The organism is Alteromonas sp. ISO5 (assembly GCF_058105165.1).
In genome coordinates, this window is the sequence record NZ_CM176572.1 from 1,434,539 (window position 1) to 1,453,396 (window position 18,858).

General features: G+C 48.5%; 16 protein-coding genes and 1 tRNA gene. 6 read left to right on the forward strand and 11 right to left on the reverse strand.

Features of this window, described 5'->3' with window-relative positions:
- Positions 1-68 precede the first annotated feature (68 nt).
- The gene (locus AC2T0J_RS06475) at positions 69-287 is read left to right on the forward strand and encodes a hypothetical protein (protein WP_489809328.1); all 219 of its coding nucleotides are present in this window, start codon (positions 69-71) and stop codon (positions 285-287) included.
- A 47-nt stretch (positions 288-334) separates the two neighbouring features.
- Here AC2T0J_RS06475 and AC2T0J_RS06480 read toward each other — a convergent pair whose 3' ends face one another.
- Entirely contained in the window at positions 335-2,119 is a 1,785-nt protein-coding gene (locus tag AC2T0J_RS06480; protein ID WP_489809329.1) for an NACHT domain-containing protein, read from the reverse strand.
- Between the two features lie 142 nt (positions 2,120-2,261).
- Positions 2,262-2,338 (reverse strand) — tRNA-Arg (locus tag AC2T0J_RS06485).
- 325 nt (positions 2,339-2,663) lie between these two features.
- On the opposite strand from AC2T0J_RS06485, the gene AC2T0J_RS06490 reads away from it, so the two are divergent.
- The 3 genes from AC2T0J_RS06490 to AC2T0J_RS06500 all read left to right on the forward strand — a co-directional run bounded on the left by AC2T0J_RS06490 (position 2,664) and on the right by AC2T0J_RS06500 (position 7,320).
- Entirely contained in the window at positions 2,664-3,989 is a 1,326-nt protein-coding gene (locus AC2T0J_RS06490; protein ID WP_489809330.1) for a hypothetical protein, read from the forward strand.
- Between the two features lie 162 nt (positions 3,990-4,151).
- On the forward strand, positions 4,152-4,544 hold the full coding sequence (locus AC2T0J_RS06495) for a c-type cytochrome (RefSeq protein ID WP_489809331.1): 393 nt from the start codon (positions 4,152-4,154) through the stop codon (positions 4,542-4,544).
- Positions 4,545-4,710: 166 nt separating this feature from the next.
- Positions 4,711-7,320: an EAL domain-containing protein gene (locus AC2T0J_RS06500; RefSeq protein ID WP_489809332.1), complete on the forward strand. Its 2,610-nt coding sequence runs from the start codon at positions 4,711-4,713 to the stop codon at positions 7,318-7,320.
- Here the strand turns inward: AC2T0J_RS06500 and rep are convergent.
- A complete protein-coding gene (gene rep, locus AC2T0J_RS06505; RefSeq protein ID WP_489809333.1) occupies positions 7,317-9,332 on the reverse strand; it encodes a DNA helicase Rep in 2,016 nt (671 codons plus the stop codon). The two genes, AC2T0J_RS06500 and rep, sit on opposite strands and share 4 nt — an antisense overlap.
- Positions 9,333-9,485: 153 nt before the next feature.
- On the opposite strand from rep, the gene ubiK reads away from it, so the two are divergent.
- Positions 9,486-9,740, forward strand: a complete 255-nt coding sequence (gene ubiK / locus AC2T0J_RS06510) for a ubiquinone biosynthesis accessory factor UbiK (RefSeq protein ID WP_489809334.1) — start codon at positions 9,486-9,488, stop codon at positions 9,738-9,740.
- A gap of 2 nt (positions 9,741-9,742) precedes the next feature.
- Here ubiK and ubiA read toward each other — a convergent pair whose 3' ends face one another.
- A complete protein-coding gene (gene ubiA, locus AC2T0J_RS06515; protein WP_489809335.1) occupies positions 9,743-10,612 on the reverse strand; it encodes a 4-hydroxybenzoate octaprenyltransferase in 870 nt (289 codons plus the stop codon).
- 153 nt (positions 10,613-10,765) lie between these two features.
- Between ubiA and AC2T0J_RS06520 the strand changes: the two genes are divergently transcribed.
- Positions 10,766-11,170, forward strand: coding sequence for a flagellar basal body-associated protein FliL (locus AC2T0J_RS06520; protein ID WP_489809336.1), 405 nt, complete (start codon positions 10,766-10,768; stop codon positions 11,168-11,170).
- Here AC2T0J_RS06520 and glpG read toward each other — a convergent pair whose 3' ends face one another.
- From glpG to AC2T0J_RS06555, 7 genes are all read right to left on the reverse strand, one after another.
- A complete protein-coding gene (glpG, locus tag AC2T0J_RS06525) occupies positions 11,171-12,043 on the reverse strand; it encodes a rhomboid family intramembrane serine protease GlpG (RefSeq protein ID WP_489809337.1) in 873 nt (290 codons plus the stop codon).
- Between the two features lie 2 nt (positions 12,044-12,045).
- Entirely contained in the window at positions 12,046-12,357 is a 312-nt protein-coding gene (gene glpE, locus AC2T0J_RS06530; protein ID WP_489809338.1) for a thiosulfate sulfurtransferase GlpE, read from the reverse strand.
- A gap of 7 nt (positions 12,358-12,364) precedes the next feature.
- A complete protein-coding gene (tdh, locus tag AC2T0J_RS06535) occupies positions 12,365-13,390 on the reverse strand; it encodes an L-threonine 3-dehydrogenase (protein WP_489809339.1) in 1,026 nt (341 codons plus the stop codon).
- Complete coding sequence (kbl, locus tag AC2T0J_RS06540) at positions 13,387-14,583, reverse strand: glycine C-acetyltransferase (RefSeq protein ID WP_489809340.1); 1,197 nt, start codon at positions 14,581-14,583, stop codon at positions 13,387-13,389. Before kbl ends, tdh begins: the two co-directional genes overlap by 4 nt.
- Before the next feature lie 158 nt (positions 14,584-14,741).
- Complete coding sequence (locus tag AC2T0J_RS06545) at positions 14,742-17,192, reverse strand: putative bifunctional diguanylate cyclase/phosphodiesterase (RefSeq protein WP_489809341.1); 2,451 nt, start codon at positions 17,190-17,192, stop codon at positions 14,742-14,744.
- 4 nt (positions 17,193-17,196) lie between these two features.
- Entirely contained in the window at positions 17,197-18,384 is a 1,188-nt protein-coding gene (locus AC2T0J_RS06550; protein WP_489809342.1) for a hypothetical protein, read from the reverse strand.
- Complete coding sequence (locus AC2T0J_RS06555; RefSeq protein ID WP_489809343.1) at positions 18,381-18,833, reverse strand: substrate-binding domain-containing protein; 453 nt, start codon at positions 18,831-18,833, stop codon at positions 18,381-18,383. The genes AC2T0J_RS06550 and AC2T0J_RS06555 overlap by 4 nt, the downstream gene beginning before the upstream one ends.
- Positions 18,834-18,858: the final 25 nt, after the last annotated feature.

Genomic DNA, 18,858 nt, shown 5'->3' on the forward strand with positions numbered 1-18,858 from the left:
GGATACAATCATTGCAGAAAACTCCAATTAAGTCTGTCTCAGTTTAAGGGAAGTGGACACTAGAGCTGATGGGCGGATTATTCGTAAAACGCACTGAGCAAGCTGTGAGGCCGCTATACAAGGAGGAAGTGAACCCAGAAACAGGACAGATCAAGCAAAGCTGGTATGACGGGCTTATAACCAGGAAATTAAAGGGAATCATTCACAAAGGGAAAGAAATTCTCACCCGTTGGCACACCTGGCAAGTTGAATATGTCAGCCAGCCAGCAATGCTGGCGGCGAATTAGCTTTTACTTGGAGTTCTGTAAATAAGTGTACTATGAAAATTTAAAGGTTAAAAATCTAAATCTTTTATATTTTTATCTCTAGTATCAATCTTATATTGAAGAGCATTTAACCGCGATTTTAATTCATTGCATTCGTTATTTAGAAATCCACTTAGCAATTCTTCAAGCCTCTTTATTTTCAGGTCAATAACTTCCAGCTTGAAGAGATCAATATGTTCGAACCTTTCCTGTTCTATTACTAAGCTCTGTAATTCTGAAACTGATGAATTTGAAGAGAAAACTCGTTCCTTCTCATCAAACTCTAGCTCATCAAAAAAATCTTCCAATGCACTTATAAAACAATAGTTTAGATTATTATCCATTCTAGGAATATGTATATGCTCAGGATGAAAATTTCGAGATAAACGTCGTAGGCGTAATTTATCTTTGTAAATTTGAAACCATACTGTAAAAGACGAAGGGTAAAACAACTCGCCTTCACAATTTTCACCATCAAAGCCTGCAAGCTCTAATAAATACTCATAGAATGGAGCTAAAAAATATCTTTCGTAATTTTCAGTATCAATAAAAGAGAGATACTTTAGCTCCTCGCTATAAACGTCTGATTTCTCTACAGCCGCAGCATAGAATTTTAGTTTAATTTCAGAGTCTGAATTCTTTAAAAAGCTAGCAGCATGATATTCCATGACACTTTTATGGATAAATTGATAATCAAAGCCCTCCTTTAAAAGCAGACATGTATTTTTTACACAATCATTTAAAAAAGCGGACTCTGAAGCAGGGGAAACATTACAAAAGGTTGAAGCTTCACGCACTTTTTCTATGGCATCGTGAATCGCAAGAGTCTTTGAGTCTGTCTTCATACAAAAGAAGCTGTATGCTTCAAATAGCTTTTCAAGTTGATTTATGGTCAATTTGGAAGCAAAGCTTCTCCTAAAGCCAGGTTTTGTAGAATCATGTCTTTCAGCTAATAGGTGAAATAATTTTTGGTAAAATTCATAAGGGGAGGAAGGAATTTTATGTGTGCTGTTATAAGTAATACATAAAAGAGTCAATAACAGCGGGGTAGTTATTAACGAAGCTATTTGAAAACTTTCACCGTCGAGATATGACAAAATTTTGTGGATTTCTGCAGTGTCTTTTTTATAAAACTTACCTAGTATTGGCTCAAAGTCCTCTTTTGAAATAGGAGCAAGGTCATAGACCGTAAAATAAACAGAATTTTGAATATCAAAATCTGGTCTAGACGTTATGAGTATCTTTAGAGAACTAAACCTAGATGCAAGATGTTCTATGTATGACAAAGTATCCTTAATATGCTCTACAGGTAGTTCATCAAATGCGTCAAACAATAAAGTGAACCTGTTAGTTCCCAAAAAGGCTTCAACCTCATCTTCTCTACAACTCAAACCATACTCAGTTAGTGCATTTGAAATCAGTTTTTCTAAAGAGTATTTATCAGAAACCTTCATTAATTCGATAAATATTGGTATTTGGCTACCCCCTCTAAGTTCTTCGCCAGTTAAATACCTTAGAAAAATCGACTTTCCTTGCCCAGCAGTACCCTGAATAACAAGCTTTTGCCTTTGCGGAAAGTCATTAACTGAATTAATTTGAATTTTTTGATCGTCCCAGATCACTTTTGAGGGATAGTAAAAGTTAGCCAGACTAACTGCTCTATCAGTTTGCCAAATGGTTTTCACATTTAAAATGGACAACCCTTTCTGATAAACACTTTCTTCCCTTGGCCTTCTATGAACTTTTACCTTTTCTTTTATTTGAGAGTAGATGTCACTAATTGGACCTCTTAATATTTGTGATTCTGCGCTCATATTATTTCCTTATAAAAATGTCAGTAATAATATCAATTGAAACAAAAAGCAAAAACAGGCACAAACATCTGCTACACATTTGCTACATATTTTAAAAAGTATATTTTCAGAGGGGAGAAATCGGGCTACAGCCCTTTAAAAATGGCGCACCCGATAGGATTCGAACCTATGACCTTTGCCTCCGGAGGGCAACGCTCTATCCAGCTGAGCTACGGGTGCGTACTTTATAAACTTTTTTCTGACCCGTCCATGGTGGGTCATTCCAGCCGCAACGTCCTGTTGCGGCGTTGCGTGCCTTTCGGCGTGACGTTAAGTCACCCCGAATCGCCTTTGGCGACCGGTACTCACCCAGCTGAGCTACGGGTGCGTACTTTGCAAACGGTGTGGAACCGTCTTGAGTGGCGCATTATAGGAGTTCATCTGGTTAATTTACAGTAAAAAATGAAAATGCCGGTGCTGATGTTTAAAAAACCAGCAAATTTGGCTTTTGCTTCGCGTTCTGAATTGGCTTAGTCTGGGTTTAATAATAAAGGATGTGATGTGTATGTCTCGAGTTTGGCGGATTATTTTCTTCTTTTTTCTAAGTACTTTGGTTTCTCTGTCTGCTCTGGCTGATGAGCAGAGTGATTTGGATTTTTACCATAACGTCTTTAGCGCACCACCGGTATTACCGGGCACTTGCTCGCCTGGTGAAAACGTTAACTGCCCTCCGTATATGCCTGGCAAGTTAATGATTGGCAACAGCCCTGAAGGCAAGTACTTAACCGTTGAACAAACCGGCACCGCTCTAGGCTGGGAAGAGCGGGTTGCCAGTAACTGGGCATATTTTGAGATACCTGCGTCGTTGGGAAAAATTACTGTTATCGATTTTGGGCCCACGCCTGAAGGCACCGGATTCCGCTACCTGGCCAATGCCAATACCCAGAATATTTTGTATGAGCCGTGGAGCTCATCAAAAATCATGGCGTTTGCCGGCGCGCTGGCAACGATAGGCCGTGAGGTTGATGCGTCTACGCAGGTGGGTGATGTACGCCTGGCGGACTTAATTACCAGCATTAACAGCTATGCGCCGTCGGGCAAGGCAGATGGGAATTCCAATGCGATTGCTACCTATTTTGCCAATATTGCCGGGCGGGAATATTTAACCGGTTTGTTTCATGAAAACTGGCTGAAGTTAACTAATCCGGCGGTGCGCTTTCGCGGGGCTTATGGGCCTACCGCGTTTAAACCTGCGAGTGAACAATGGCGCTTTAATTCGGCAGAAACGGTGGCAGTAACGCCGTATCCTGAGGCGGGCGACGATCCATTCTACCAGACTTATCGGTGCGATGAATGTGGCATAACCGGCAATAAGCCCATGACCACACTGGCCCAGGCGGAGTTTTTAAAGCGTTTGGTAACGCATAGTAGCCAGGTGCAAACCCGCCTGCCGGGGTTTACCCACTCGCACCTTGAAATGCTGCTGTATGCCAATGGCCACAGTAATTCGGTAATAGAAGCCGGTGGCATGCAGGCGGGTATTGGCGTATTGCTGGCCAGAGCCATTGCTAACGCGCTTGAACCCGCATCAACGGCATCGGCTAAGTCGGTTTTAGACAACCATACCAGCGGCAACTGGCGTATCTTTCAGAAAATTGGCGCGGGCCCGAGTGAAACCCGCGGACAAAGCGAAACGGTGTTGCTCGCGCATGTGATACTGCCGCTTATTGATGGCCCCCGGCGTGAGTTTACCCTGGCGGTGCAAACTGAGGTGAAAGGCAACAGCGAGGCCGGCGTTGGCCGGGCTGGCAAAAAAATGCAACAGCTGCTCGATATTGCTATGGCCCAGTTACTGGCTGATACCTCATCCAAATCGCCAGTTGCTCAGTAACAAATAAAAAATACAGCGGCAATACGGCAAAAAGTCGATTTTTATGCACTTTTTGTCGGATAAGGACTAATCAATTAGTCTCAAACAGTTGTCGCGGCTGGATTAACCTTTATAATCATGCGGATTATTTATTTTTCAGACCAAAATTGCCTGGAGACGATTGTGAAATTAAAAACGTGGTTAGGTATGGGCGCTGTAGTACTGGCAGCTTTTGCGGTAAACGCTCAGGAAATGTCAGACGAGGCGATCAAAGAGCGTATTAAGCCAGTTGGCTCTGTGCATGTAGCTGGCGCGGCAGCGGCAGCCCCTGCGGGTGCGATGTCTGGTGAAGACGTATTTAATAAAGCCTGTGTGGCGTGTCACGCAGCGGGCGTATTAGGTGCACCGCGAGTAAACAACGCGGCTGACTGGACACCTCGTCTGGATCAGGGTTTCGATACCGTATTATCTCACGCGATTAACGGCTTTAATGCTATGCCGCCTCGTGGTACCTGTGCAAGCTGTAGCGATGATGATATCAAAGCAGCCATTGAGTACATGACATCAGAACTATAATGTTCTGAATCACTGACAACCTGCACGTTTTATGCAACTTCGGCGCATTTCGATACCAAAACAGCAGGTTGTTGGTGAATACAATCCCCCCAAAGCTCTGGCAAAATATTCCACAATAGAGTAAGTTTATCCTTTTACTCCAGCGGATTGTCGGCTGCTATATTTTATGTCATCTGAGCCAACAAAATATGAGTTGTCAGAAGCGGAATTAAGAGAGCTTATCCCGCAGCTGCAGCAATTAACTGATAAATATAAACGTGCTGAACGCGTTCAAAAAGCATTGTTTAACATATCAGAGTTGGCTAGTTCCATTAGCAACCTGTCGCGTCTCTATCCTGCTATTCATGAAATCATTGCCGACTTCATGGACGCAGAAAACTTCTTTGTTGCCTTTTATTCGCCTGATACCAGCATGGTCGACATGGCCTACTTTGTTGATGAGTTCGACGAACAAGTGGTCAAACAGTTGCCTGCCGAGGAATTAAAAAAAGGCCTTACCGGCTATATTCTTGAATCGGGTAATCACGTTTTCTATCGCAACGAAAACAAAGATGAGTTTGATAAAAACCAGAATATAGAGCTTATCGGTAGTCAGCCCCACCAGCTGTTGGGCGCACCGCTTAAACGCGGTAGCCAGGTAATTGGTGCCATGGTGGTACAAACCTACGATGATAATGTGAGCTACACCCAGGAAGATCTGGAAGTGTTGCTGTTTGTTTCCCAACACATTGTGACCACCGTCGACAGAGTTAAAAACCGCGAGCTTACCGAGCGAACCATTCGTGAGCGTACCCGCCAGTTACGTCAGATTAACGACGATTTGCAGGAAGAAATTCTTGAGCGCCAGAAAGTCGAGGCGCTACAGCAGGCACTGTTTGAAATATCCGAGTTGTCGGCCAACGCCAGCCGTAACATGGATACCTTTTATTCGAGTCTGCACGAAATTATTGCCCGGCTGATCAGCGCGCCCAACTGCTACATTGCGATCCTTGACGAAAGTAAGCAGTTTCTGAATTTTCCGTATTTCAGTGACACCCAGGATGATACACCGGGCACCCGCCCCTTAGGCTTTGGCTTAACGGAATTTGTTATTCGCCGCGGTCAGGCGGAGCTGATTGATCCCTCGCGCATTTTATCGCTCACTGAAGACGGCGAAATCGACGTTACCGTAGCCCAGCGAATCTTAAAGCAGGCCAACTCCTGGCTGGGTTCGCCGCTGATCATCGATGGCGAGGTGTATGGCGTTATTGCGGTACAAACCTATGGTAAGTCGGCAAAGTATACGCCGCGCGACTTAGAGCTCATGCGCTTTGTGTCGCACCATATTGCCGTTGCCCTGGAACGTAAATTCCGCGCCGAGGCCATGCATGCTTACAGCGAACAGCTTGAAGAGCGGGTTAAAGAGCGCACCACCGAACTTAATCGGGCAAACGCTGTATTGCGCCAGCAAATAGAAGAGCGTAAAGAAATTGAGCATAAGCTTATTCACGACGCCCATCACGATAACCTGACCGACTTACCCAACCGCTCGATGTTTGCCAGCCGTCTGGAGCTGGCCATTGCCAATAAACAGCGCCACCCGGAAAACCTGTTTGCAGTACTGTTTATCGACCTCGACCGGTTTAAAATTATTAACGATACCCTGGGCCACCACGCCGGCGACGAGTTTTTAATTGAGGTATCTAAACGCATTATCAAATGTATTCGTAGCCACGATTTACTGGCCCGCCACGGTGGCGATGAATTTGTGTTACTGCTGGATAACTTTGAATATACCTCTGATGTGGAAGAAATCTCGGCGCGCATTATCGACTCTATCTCCGAGCCGTTTATTCTCGACGACAAAGAAATGTATTCCGGCGCCAGTATTGGTATCGCCCATGTGGAAACCTACTACCGCAGCGCCGATGAGGTGATCCGCGACGCCGACGCCGCCATGTATCAGGCTAAGTCGCTGGGCCGTGGCCGTTTGGTGATATTTGATAAGAGTATGCGTGAGCGCCTGCTTGAAGAGCTTGAGCTGGAAAATGAGTTTCGTCGCTCCCTGCGCGATCGGGAATTTGAGTGCTACCTGCAGCCGGTTATTAATCTCACCAACAACCAGCCGCTCTATCACGAGATTTATGTACGCTGGGTGCACCCTTCCTTAGGTAAAATTTCCCGCGAACAGTTCCGCCAGGTGGCTGAGCAAAGTGGTTTGATTCTGGAACTGGATATGTATCAGTTACGCGCCGCCTGCGAGTTACTGAAAACCTGGCCCGATGCCGCCCCGCTCGATTACGAGCCAAGAATTGCGGTGAACATGTCGATTAACCACCTATTGCAGAGTTCACTGGTACAAAAAATTCTGAATGTAATCAATGAAGCCGGCGTATCGCCTGCGGCACTGGTATTTGAATTCGACGAAAACGATCTGAACCGCCGTTCGCAATATATTTTACCGGCAATTAAAAAGCTTAAGCGCGCTGGCGTAACCCTGGTGCTCGATAACTTTGGTAGCGGCCTGGCTTCACTGAGTTATTTATTCTCGTACCCGTTTGATTACATTAAGATTGACCATCGGTTTATTAAATCGCTGCCCCGTTCGCTGCGCAACTTAAAACTGATTCAGTCGGTCATGCTGATTTCCGGGCACCTCAAATTTGACGTGATTGCCGAAGGGATCGACAGCCACTCACAGCTTGAGGCGTTAACCGAAATAGAATGTATTTACGGGCAGGGCAAGTATCTGGAAAGCTCACAGTTGCTGCCGGCGCTCAATCAGTCGAACGTCTAAGACTTACCCAGCATTTCGCGGATATTGGCAATACTCGCCTGGCCTTTTTGCTGGCGTTCCTCGGCGGTGACTTTGCGTTTTTTCTCTTCCCATTCCAGATCGTCGGTAGGCAACTCGAATAAGAACCGGCTGGGCTCCGGCAGAATGATCTCGCCAAACTGACGGCGTTCTTTCGACAACGTAAAAATCAGCTCTCGCTGAGCTCGGGTGATCCCTACGTAAGCCAGGCGGCGTTCTTCTTCTACGTTATCCTCGTCGATGCTGCTCTGGTGAGGAAGCAAGCCTTCTTCCATGCCCACCAGAAACACAATGGGGAATTCCAGCCCTTTTGAGGCATGTAATGTCATGAGCTGCACCTGATCGGCTTCGGCTTCTTCTTCGCCACGCTCCATCATATCTCTCAGGATTAAGCGGTTAACCACCTCTGGCAGGGTCATAGGCGCGTTGAGTTCATCGCCTTCAAGCATGTCAGTTACCCAGCCGAACAGGGTACTTACATTAGCCATGGCCATTTCAGCCGCCTTCGGGCTGGTGCTGTGCTCATAGAGCCACTCTTCGTAGCTCATGGCGCGGATCATGTTTCTCAGTACTGCAGCCGTATCGCCGCGCACCGCTTCGTCTGAAAGCGACACAATCCAGCGCGCAAAGTTATGCACCGCTAAATAGCCTTTGCCGCTCAGGACCGAATTAAGGTTATCGTGGCAGGCGGCTTCAAACATCGATACCCCCAGCTCATTAGCAAAGTTACCCAGCTTTTCCAGGGTGGCGCGGCCAATGCCGCGGGTGGGTGTATTAATCACCCTGAGCAAGGCGTTGTCGTCGTCCTGATTTACCAGTAAGCGCAGGTAAGCCATGATGTCTTTGACTTCAGTACGACCAAAGAACGACATCCCCCCACTGATTTTATAGGGAATACGGTTGCTCATCAGCAGCTTTTCAAACAGGCGGCTCTGGTGATTGCCCCGGTATAAAATGGCGTAATCTTTAAAGCCGGTGCGATTGGTAAATTTATGGGCCAGCAGCTCGGCGACCACGCGCTCTGCTTCGTGTTCTTCGTTTTTGGCCATCAGTACCCGTAACGGCTCGCCATAGGCCAGCGCCGAAAACAGGGTTTTGTCGAACATGTGCGGGTTATTCTGAATAAGAATATTCGCACAGTGCAGAATACGGCCCGAGGAACGGTAGTTCTGCTCCAGTTTAATGACCCGCAAACGGGGAAAGTCTTCCTGCAATAAATTAAGGTTCTGCGGCCGCGCACCGCGCCAGGAGTAAATAGACTGGTCGTCATCGCCTACCACGGTAAACCGGGCTCTTTCGCCCACCAGCAGCTTTACCAGTTCGTACTGACTGGTGTTGGTATCCTGATACTCATCCACCAGCAGGTAGCGGATTTTGTTTTGCCATTTGGTTCGGGCCTTTTCATCCACTTTAAGTAGCAAAGTGGGTAGCATGATCAGATCATCAAAATCCAGCGCATTGTAGGCACGCAGGTGGTTCTGATACTGCTGATAATATTCGGCAAATTCCTTTTCCCCCTGACTCACAGCTCGTTTCAACAGTAACTCGGGAGTTAACAAATCGTTTTTCCAGTTGGAAATACAGCTTTGCAGCAGTTGGAGCTGATCTTTATCGCCGTCGAGGGTTTCAGTAGTCAGATCGTTCAGCAGCGCCATACTGTCTTTATCGTCAAACAGTGAAAAACCGGCTTTTAAGCCCAGTGCTTTTACTTCCGACTTAATAATATTGAGGCCCAGGGTGTGGAAAGTAGACACTTTAAGACCTCGGGCTTCCACTTTGCCCAGCGTTTGCGCTACCCGCTCTTTCATTTCCCGCGCGGCTTTGTTGGTAAAGGTTACCGCAGCTATGTAGCGGGCCGGCATATCGCACTGGCGTACCAGGTGCGCAATCTTGTTGGTGATCACCCGGGTTTTACCACTGCCAGCACCGGCGAGCACCAGGCAGGGGCCGGATACAAAGGTAACAGCAGATTCTTGGGCGGGATTAAGCTTCATTAAGGGGTATTCTCAACAACAAAAGGAATTGGTAATGGCGAAAGCGGTATTGTAATCGACCCATGCTAAGAATCCGAGTACTGATTGTATTGCATCGCTGCACAAGTGTTTTAGAATAACCCGGCCAATTTATGTATTTGCCAAGGAAAAGCCATGTTAGATCCTAAAAAACTTGAAGATATTGCACGTCAGATCGCCGACTCGGTGCCCCCTGGCGTAAAAAACATGGCCGAAGGAGCCGAAGGTAAAATTAAACAGGTGTTGCAAGCGCAATTATCCAAGCTGGATTTAGTCACCCGTGAAGAGTTTGATATTCAAACCCAGGTGCTGATTAAAACCCGCGAAAAGCTGGAAGCCATGGAAGTACGCCTTGCCGCCCTCGAAGCCGAACAAGCGGCCGACAAATAGCGTTAGCCGAGCAAGATAAGATCGACAATCAGCCCCAGCGCAATCACTAACCCAACATAGTGATTATCTAAAAAGGCCTTAAAACAGGCCTCACGCTGGCGGTGACGAATGCTGTAATGCTGGTGAATAAACAGCACCGCTGCAGCTACCAGGCCTGCATAAGCAGACGGTCCGAGGTTATTAAGCATAAACACAGCGGCCAGTAGCAACAAGGTAATAACTTCCAGCAGCGCCACAATCAGTTTATCCATGCGGCCAAATAATATGGCGCTGGATTTAATACCAATAATCACATCGTCATCGCGGTCGACCATGGCATACATGGTGTCGTAGGCTATGGTCCACAGCAGGTTAGCAATAAATAGCAGCCAACCCCATTGTGGAATATCGCCGCGCACCGCCATCACCGCCATGGGAATGGCCCACCCATAGGCAGCGCCCAGCACAGCCTGGGGCAAATAGGTATAGCGCTTCATAAACGGATAGGCCGACGCCAGCAGCAATGCCACGCCAGAAAGAAAAATAGTGGCCCAGCTCAATTGTAACACAATTAAAAACGCCATCAGGATCAGGGCACCAAACAGCTGTAAGGCTTCTCGTTCGGTAACATGCCCGGCGACCAGCGGGCGCTCATTGGTACGCTTAACCGCCCCATCCACGTGGCGATCGGCATAATCGTTAATCACGCAACCGGCAGAGCGCATCACCACCACCCCCAACGAAAACAAAATCAGCTCTTTCAGCGGCGGCATCCCCCCTGCGGCCAGCATTAACGCCCACAGGGTTGGCCACAGCAGTAAATAAATACCAATAGGCTTGTCCAGCCGCATGAGTTTGGCGTAATAAGGAAAATTTTGCAGGGTCAGCGTCATGTTTTGGCATACCAGCGCGCAGTGAAGACGCCGGAAGTTTAGCATTGGCAACGCTGCCGAGACAATCCACTCACTGCCTTTAGTCTAAAGTAGGTTGTGCGCTGTGGTTGTCTCAACTAGAATTTAGCTAATTGAATTTTATGGATAACCTTAATGAAGCAGTTTCTTCGGCTGATTGTATTGCTTGGACTTCTCACGCCTTTTTCTAATGCCTCAGCACAAGATCAACCGTCTTATGCCTACATTGGTATTGAACCTGAGATTGTCACCAACTATCTGGGCCCTAACGCCACCAAATTGGGCTATGTACGGGTGATGATCGAAATTATGGTAAATGATGTGGACCAGCTCGAACTGGTTGAACACCATATGCCCCTGCTTCGCGCTACCGCCATTGAGATTTTTGGCCGCCAGCCGGAAGAGAAAGTAAAATCACTCACCGGCCGTGAAGACATTCGCCGTGCGGTACTGGCGGCTCTGCAGGATCATATGTTGCAAGAAACCGGTGCCAAGGTGATAAAAGACATTATCTTTACCAAGTACCTGCATCAGAAATAATCAGCTAAGCCCCTGGGCAGAGGGTTTGTCACTGCCCAGTGTCAGCAACCAGGCCATTACGCACCCCGCAATCAATCCGGCGGTGTGCGCAGCGTTGGCCATATTTACCCATAACACATCGGCAAAGCCTAACAACAACCATACCAGCATAAAGCCAACAATGGCCCTGGGTAAATACAGGCCCCACTGAGGCCGTAACCAGCCGGTGATCCATACAAACCCAACCAGGCCGTACACCACACCAGAAAGTCCACCAAAATTCGGCCCCGATACCAACAGTTGGGCCAGATTACTGACCAACGCTGTTACCACAAACAAAATAATAATAAAGCTGCTGCCAAACTTACGTTCTACCTGGGAACCCAGCATGCTCCACCACAATAGGTTAAAAATAAAATGCAGTACACTAAAATGAATAAAGGCTGGCCCTAACAATCGCCACCACTCATGATTCTGCAATAAATTTCCCAGCGGCATAATCATCAGTGCTGCCGCAATGGGCTGGAACAAACCAACCAGTGATGCGGCAAAAATCAGTGTGCAAAGGATAAGAATAAGACCAGTTACCGGTGCGCGGCGCAATGAAACCAGCCAGCGGCGCAGGCTGTTGCCCTGAGCTGCCTCTACCGGCATATCGGTACGTTCAGAATGTTGCCAGGCAGCCTGCTGATAAATGGGATCATTGGGTGCCTTAATAAACGCCTGGCATATTTCCATGGCACGCGCCTGGTCGGCTTGGTTGTCGAGCACCAACAAATACTGGTCTTCTTGCGGCACATGATGAACCTGCACCGGGATCTGTTGGGATTTTAGGTAACTGGCCAGGGAGTCAGCATAACGCAGCTGACTGATGGCAATCAAAGGAGTTGCCACAATTAGTCGCTAACCACCGGCTGACCCAGACGCCAACCTTCAAAGCCGCCATCCATACTGTACACTTTTTCATAGCCCTGACCGGCCAGAAACTGTGCAGCTTGCTGACTGCTTACGCCGTGGTAGCACACCACTACCACCGGCGCGGTTTTAGGTGTGGCTTCCATAAACGCAGCCAGGTTATCGTTATTCAGGTTCACTGCGCCTTCCATATGGGCAGTCTGAAACGATCCGGCATCGCGGATATCCGCAATAACCAGCTCGTCTTTCTGTGCAGCGACGTCAGCAATTGAAATGTGTTGGAATGGTTGCATAAAACTCTTATTGCCAGTTAAGAATGACTTTGCCTGACTCTCCGGAGCCCATTACATCAAAGCCTTGCTGAAAATCGTCAATAGCAAACTGATGCGTAATAATGGGGGAAATATCCAGACCACTTTGCAGTAAGCTCGCCATCTTGTACCAGGTTTCAAACATTTCCCGGCCATAAATGCCTTTGATCACCAGGCCTTTAAAAATTACCTGATTCCAGTCGATGGCGACGTCCTGCGGCGGAATACCCAGCATGGCTATTTTACCGCCGTTGTTCATGTTATTGAGCATATCGCGAAAGGCTGTCGGGACTCCAGACATTTCTAGGCCGATATCAAAGCCTTCGGTCATGCCCAGTCCGTTCATCACTTCTTTCAGCGACTCTTGAGCCACGTTAACAGCGCGGCTGACGCCCATTTTTTCAGCCAGCTTTAAGCGATAAGGATTCACATCGGTAATCACCACGTGTCGGGCACCTACGTGACGGGCTACCGCGGCAGCCATAATACCAATAGGGCCGGCACCGGTGATCAATACATCCTCACCCACCAAATCGAATGACAACGCGGTATGCACAGCATTACCAAACGGGTCGAATATCGACGCCAGATCATCACTGATGTTATCCGGAATTTTAAACGCGTTAAACGCGGGGATCACTAGGTACTCGGCAAATGCACCGGCGCGATTAACTCCCACGCCTTCAGTATTACGACACAGGTGACGACGACCTGCCCGGCAGTTACGGCAGTGACCACAGGTTATGTGGCCTTCGCCAGACACCCTGTCGCCCACGTTGAACCCCTGTACTTCCTGGCCCATGTCGACCACTTCACCGACATACTCATGGCCCACCACCATGGGCACCGGAATGGTTTTCTGAGCCCAGTCGTCCCACTGGTAAATATGCATATCGGTACCGCAAATGGCGGTTTTACGAATTTTAATCAGCAGGTCGTTGTGACCCATTACCGGTTCGTCGGTATCGAGCATCCAGATACCGCGGGTTGGCTGCTGTTTTACCAACGACTTCATGCAATCACTCCCAGTTCACGACCTACCTCAATAAACGCATCTACCGCTTTATCCACGTGCTCCAGCGTGTGCGCGGCCGACATCTGAGTACGAATACGCGCCTGGCCTTTAGGTACCACAGGGTAAGAGAAGCCAATCACATAAATACCTTTCTCCAGCAGTTTCTCGGCCATCTGGTTAGCCAGTTTGGCGTCACCGAGCATCACCGGAATAATGGCGTGGTCTTTTCCTGCCAGGGTAAAGCCTGCTTCTGTCATACGATTGCGGAAGTGTTCTGCATTGCGCCACAACTGCGCGCGCAGATCATGGCCGTCGGCCATCATATCGAATACTTTCAGCGATGCAGCCACAATAGGAGGTGCCACGGAGTTAGAGAACAAATACGGGCGTGAGCGCTGGCGCAGCCACTCAATGGCTGCTTTGCTGCCCGAGGTATAACCACCGGAAGCGCCACCCAGTGCCTTACCCAGTGTACCGGTAATCAGATCTACCCTGCCCAGCACATCACAATATTCGTGGCTGCCACGACCATTGTCGCCCAGAAACCCCGTGGCATGGCAGTCATCTACCATTACCATGGCGTCGTACTTATCCGCCAGATCGCAAACCCCTTTAAGATTAGCGATGATGCCGTCCATAGAGAAAACCCCGTCGGTCGCAATCAGGATAAACCTGGCGCCATCCTCGCGGGCTTGCTTTAACTGCGTTTCCAGCGCGTCCATATCATTATTGGCATAGCGGTAACGCTTTGCTTTGCTGAGGCGCACTCCGTCGATAATACTGGCATGGTTAAGTGCATCAGAAACAATGGCGTCCTCCGGCCCTAACAGGGTTTCGAACAAGCCGCCATTGGCATCGAAGCAGGACGGATACAAAATAGTGTCTTCAGTACCAAGAAAGTCGCTGATTTTCGCTTCCAGCGCCTTGTGAATATCCTGGGTGCCGCAAATAAAACGCACAGAAGCCATGCCAAAGCCGTGGGAATCCAATCCATCCTTTGCTGCTTCAATCAACGCCGGATGGTTTGCCAGACCCAGATAGTTGTTGGCACAAAAGTTAATAACGTGCTCACCGCTCTGGGTGGCTATGTCGGCTTGTTGCTGAGTGGTGATCACCCGCTCCACTTTATATAACCCATCCTCACGGGTGGCGTTAAGCTGTTGTTCGAGATGAGAAATAAAAGATGCTGACATGCAAGCACTCCTGGCCAAAGGGGGTTGGATAAAAGAGCCGTATTGTACCGAAGAGCCAGTGATACTGCCTATGCCGGCGAGCATGGCCGCGGGTTTCTGTGTGCCCAAAGTGTAAACTTTTAAGAACGCCCCGAGACACCACCCAAAGAGGTGGCAGATTAGAGCTGCCAGCGACCCAGATTGACCTTGGTTTGCAGAACGTCCCACAAGCTATGTTCGTCGATAGGTTTACTGATGTAATACCCCTGCCCGTACTGGCAGCTCATATTGGCCAACTGGTATAACTGCTCAGGCTGTTCAATGCCTTCGGCGATAATCTCCTGCCCCATGCTGCGCACCATACTGATAGTAGAACTGACAATATTGCGATCGCTCTCTGTCTCCAACATGCCGGCTATAAAAGAACGGTCAATCTTAATAATATCGCTGGGGATCATTTTCAGATAGCTAAGTGATGAATAACCGGTACCAAAGTCATCCACGGCAATTTTACAGCCCAGGGCGCGGATCTGTTGGATCACTTCTACTGCACGCTCTATATCGGCCACCAGCACGGTTTCGGTGAGTTCCAGCTCAATGTTGCGCGGGTCCACCTTGTGCAACTCGATAAGCTCCATCAGATAAGGTTGCAGGGCGCTGTTAGCAAATTGCGCCGCCGACAGGTTAATGGCCATTTTTACGTTGCGGTAGCCGTTGGTTTCTAGTTTGGACAAGAGCTCGATGGCTTTTTCCATGACCCAAAAATCAAGTTCAGACATCATGGCCGTATTCTCGAGCATGGGCAGGAAATCGTCTGGTGGCACCAAGCCACGCTCGGGATGATTCCAGCGCAACAGTGCTTCAAATCCGGTTAACCGCTTGCTGGCCAATTCAATTTGCGGCTGCAGGGCAAGGAAGAATTGTTGTTCTTTTAAAGCGATACGGGCTTCGTTCTCAAGCACCACCTGTTTAACGATTTTCTGATTCATCGACGGATTAAAGAACCGGTAGCTGGAACCTCGTTCCAGCTTGGCTTCGTACATGGCGGTATCGGCCTGGCGCATAAGCTCCAGAGCCCGTGTTTTTGAGCTGGTAGTATAAGCCACGCCAATACTGATACTGATATAAAAGGTTTGTTCAATGATGCACATAGGTTCAACAAATTCTTCTATGAGCTTGTCAGCAACAATATTCACCTGCTCAACCTTATCGAGCCCGGTTACCAGGATGACAAACTCATCGCCGCCAAAACGGGCGATCAGGTCATTTTCCCTGATCACCCTGGAGAGCCTTTCACCAGCAAGTTTCACCACTTCATCGCCAAAGTGATGGCCGTGGCTGTCGTTGACCTTTTTAAAGTTATCCAGGTCAATAAACAATAAGGCCATACCCGCCTGTTGCCGGTGCAGTGCCGCCAGCTGTTTGTTGATCTGAAAGGTCATCATATTGCGATTGGGCAAGCCGGTCAGGCTGTCGAACATGGCCATCTTTTCCAGCTTGGCGGTGTTCACCGTCATTTGCTGATCCAGTGATTCCAGTTTATCGGATAGCTCTACGGCGGCCTCGCCCAGGGTGTCGAGCTCATCCAACAGCCATTTTTTACAGGTAAAGCTGCGTTTTTGCTGTATTTTGAATTCTTCGAAGCGCTTTTGAGCCAGTAACGGCAGCATGTTCGCCAACGCAGTAAGTTTTTGCGCATAGCGCCGCAACAGCACAAACATACACAACACAAAGGTCAGTACTAGCCCCACTCCACCGAAGAAGATAATCCGGTTCTGGCTTTTATAAGCACGCTTACGCTCATCAATATCGTGGGTAAACATTAGATAATGGCCGTTAGACTTGTGCTGATAGAGTGGCAATAGTGTTATAAGGTAGGCGCGCCCTTTTACGTTGACTTCGTAGCCGCTGGTGATCAGCTTAGTTTTAGTGGCGGAAGGCGGAATGGCGGCCAGAATATCGCGCATAAAGCGCTCCTGCTTATCGCTAACCATACTGTTAATGAAGTATCGGTCGGATTGAGAACTGGCCCCCCTGGCATGCTTCACCAGCACCAGGTCTGACTGACTGGCGCCTTCGGTTGCCTCACTCAGTAAGGCCAGTAATTCCTGTAATGATGTGCTCATTACCACTACATTGGCAGTCTGCCGGTTGATCATCACTGGAATGCTGACAACCTGTTCGCACACTACGTGGCAATGTACTCCGTTAACAGGCCGGGCCTCGGCCAGGGTTTGTTCAACCATTTCAAGCACATCGTCTGGCAACATCTCGCCCTGCTGGTATACCAGTTGCAGCTGGTTGTCGAGTATCCATAGGTTACTAACATCCCACTGAAGCAACAGGAAATCTTCAGCGCGCCTGAAGGTGTCCACCAGCTCGGTAGTGTTACGCGGTGGGATGTCGTTAATGTACTTGAGTCCTTCGACCCAAACCGAGAGACGTTCATTGAGTAAGGTTGAGAACTGGTGATAGCGGGTAACGTCACGCGATAGTATCGTCTGATTAAGCTGTTGCTCCTGATTAGCCGCCTGATACAGTAATAGACCCACCACCAGCGAGCAAACAAACATGATCACTACCAACATGATGGTCAGGACTTTGTAACTGAGCGAAACGGTTTTTTTCATCGGCTCAGAACCAGTACATCAGTTGTACAGACCAGGCATTCCAGTAAGGCTTTGCATAAACCAGCGCTTCAGGAAATACCACGGCTGTCAGACGTCCTGCGCCGTGCGTGCGGGAAAACTCGCCGCTGAGCCTGATATTTGAACGGATATCCCAGCTCATGCCAACGGTCAGTGTGTCCATATAACCATAGTATTCAGGAATAGCACCAAATGGATTGAATGCCAGCTGATCGCCACGCCGGTCCTTACGATCCACATCGTAGGTATCAAATCGCACCAGTCCGGTAAGATTGTTTCGCAAAAAGTAGCGCCATTGAAGGTATCCACCCTCGCCGGTTTTATCCACATCCAGGGTAACGCCCTGTGTGAAGTCTCCCTCGTACATCAAGCGGTCACGCAGCAACTCCATGGTCAGCTCCCAGTTTTCGCTGTCATAACGGGCGGCCAGGGTGAGCCGGTCGATATCAGACTGGCCATTGAGCAGAATATCCAGTGCGGCCGGCTCATAGGTAAACTCAGACTGCAGCAAACTAAAGCCAACCTGCCAATGCATCGACTCCGGCTGCCAGTAGGTGCTGAACTGATGCGTAAAATCCTGCTTTGCGCGCCCCTGCACCTGTGGGCTTAGCAGCTTTTCGGTATCTTCTCTGGCCAGTGGTGAGCGCCCATAGCTCCAACGCACTTCCCAGGTGCCAATGCTGCTTGTTTTTGTGCTCTGCAGGGCAATACCGTCGCTGCTCAGGGCGAGATCACGGTTACCATCGTAGTAGATAGACTGAGGCAGTGAAATTGAAGGGCGGGTTTGCGGCACATCCTGCGTGGCCGAATACCACCAGTGGCGGTTTTTATAGCGGCCCAGGTGCATGTTTACCTGCCAGTTAAACATGCGTATTAAGCGCCAGTCTAAAAATAAATAATCAAGGCGGGTTCCCTGGCGAAAGCGGTTGCCGCCGTCGAGGTAAACTAACTGACCGGACACGCTCAAAGACGGGTTAATCACATACGAGCCGTTGATCCCTATTTCCGTTAGTTCAGTGGTGATTTCATTGCCGGTGGTGATGTAATTGCTATCGGTAGAGCTGGTGATGCCCTGGGCGACAAAACCATGCCAGGAAAAGTTGTCCTGGCTAGCCTGAATATGAGTAGTAAAGAGCAGCAGTGTTAACCCTACGCTGTACACAAAATGCTTCATAACGGCTCTCCCACGGTGATCGTCCTGGTATTTTCACTCATCGATTCAGCCACTGGCAGGTAGCCAATAGCCCCGGGCGTTTGGCCAATAATGTCTTGCAGGGCCTGCGTGGTACTAATGATTTCTGGCGCTTCACCTTGCCCAGAATACACTACACGCTGCCAGATACGTTCGAGTTGATAGGGATAAATATTGAGTAAGTCTCGGCAAAAACGCTGATGAACATCACTTTTTGGTGACAGCACGAAGACACTGATCCGACTGCCGTCAGGCCAGAACTGGGTACGCCCGGCAAATATCATACGAAGTTGTGCGGGTGTTAATGTATTAATATCAACGGATTGATTTACCAGTACCGTAATTGGCTGCGCTGGTATATCGGCCCGAGCAGTTCCTAAGCAGAGCAGTAGTGCACTGAAGCAGAACGCTTTTAAAATCCAAACTTTCAAAGATACGCCTTAACTAATTCAGTCT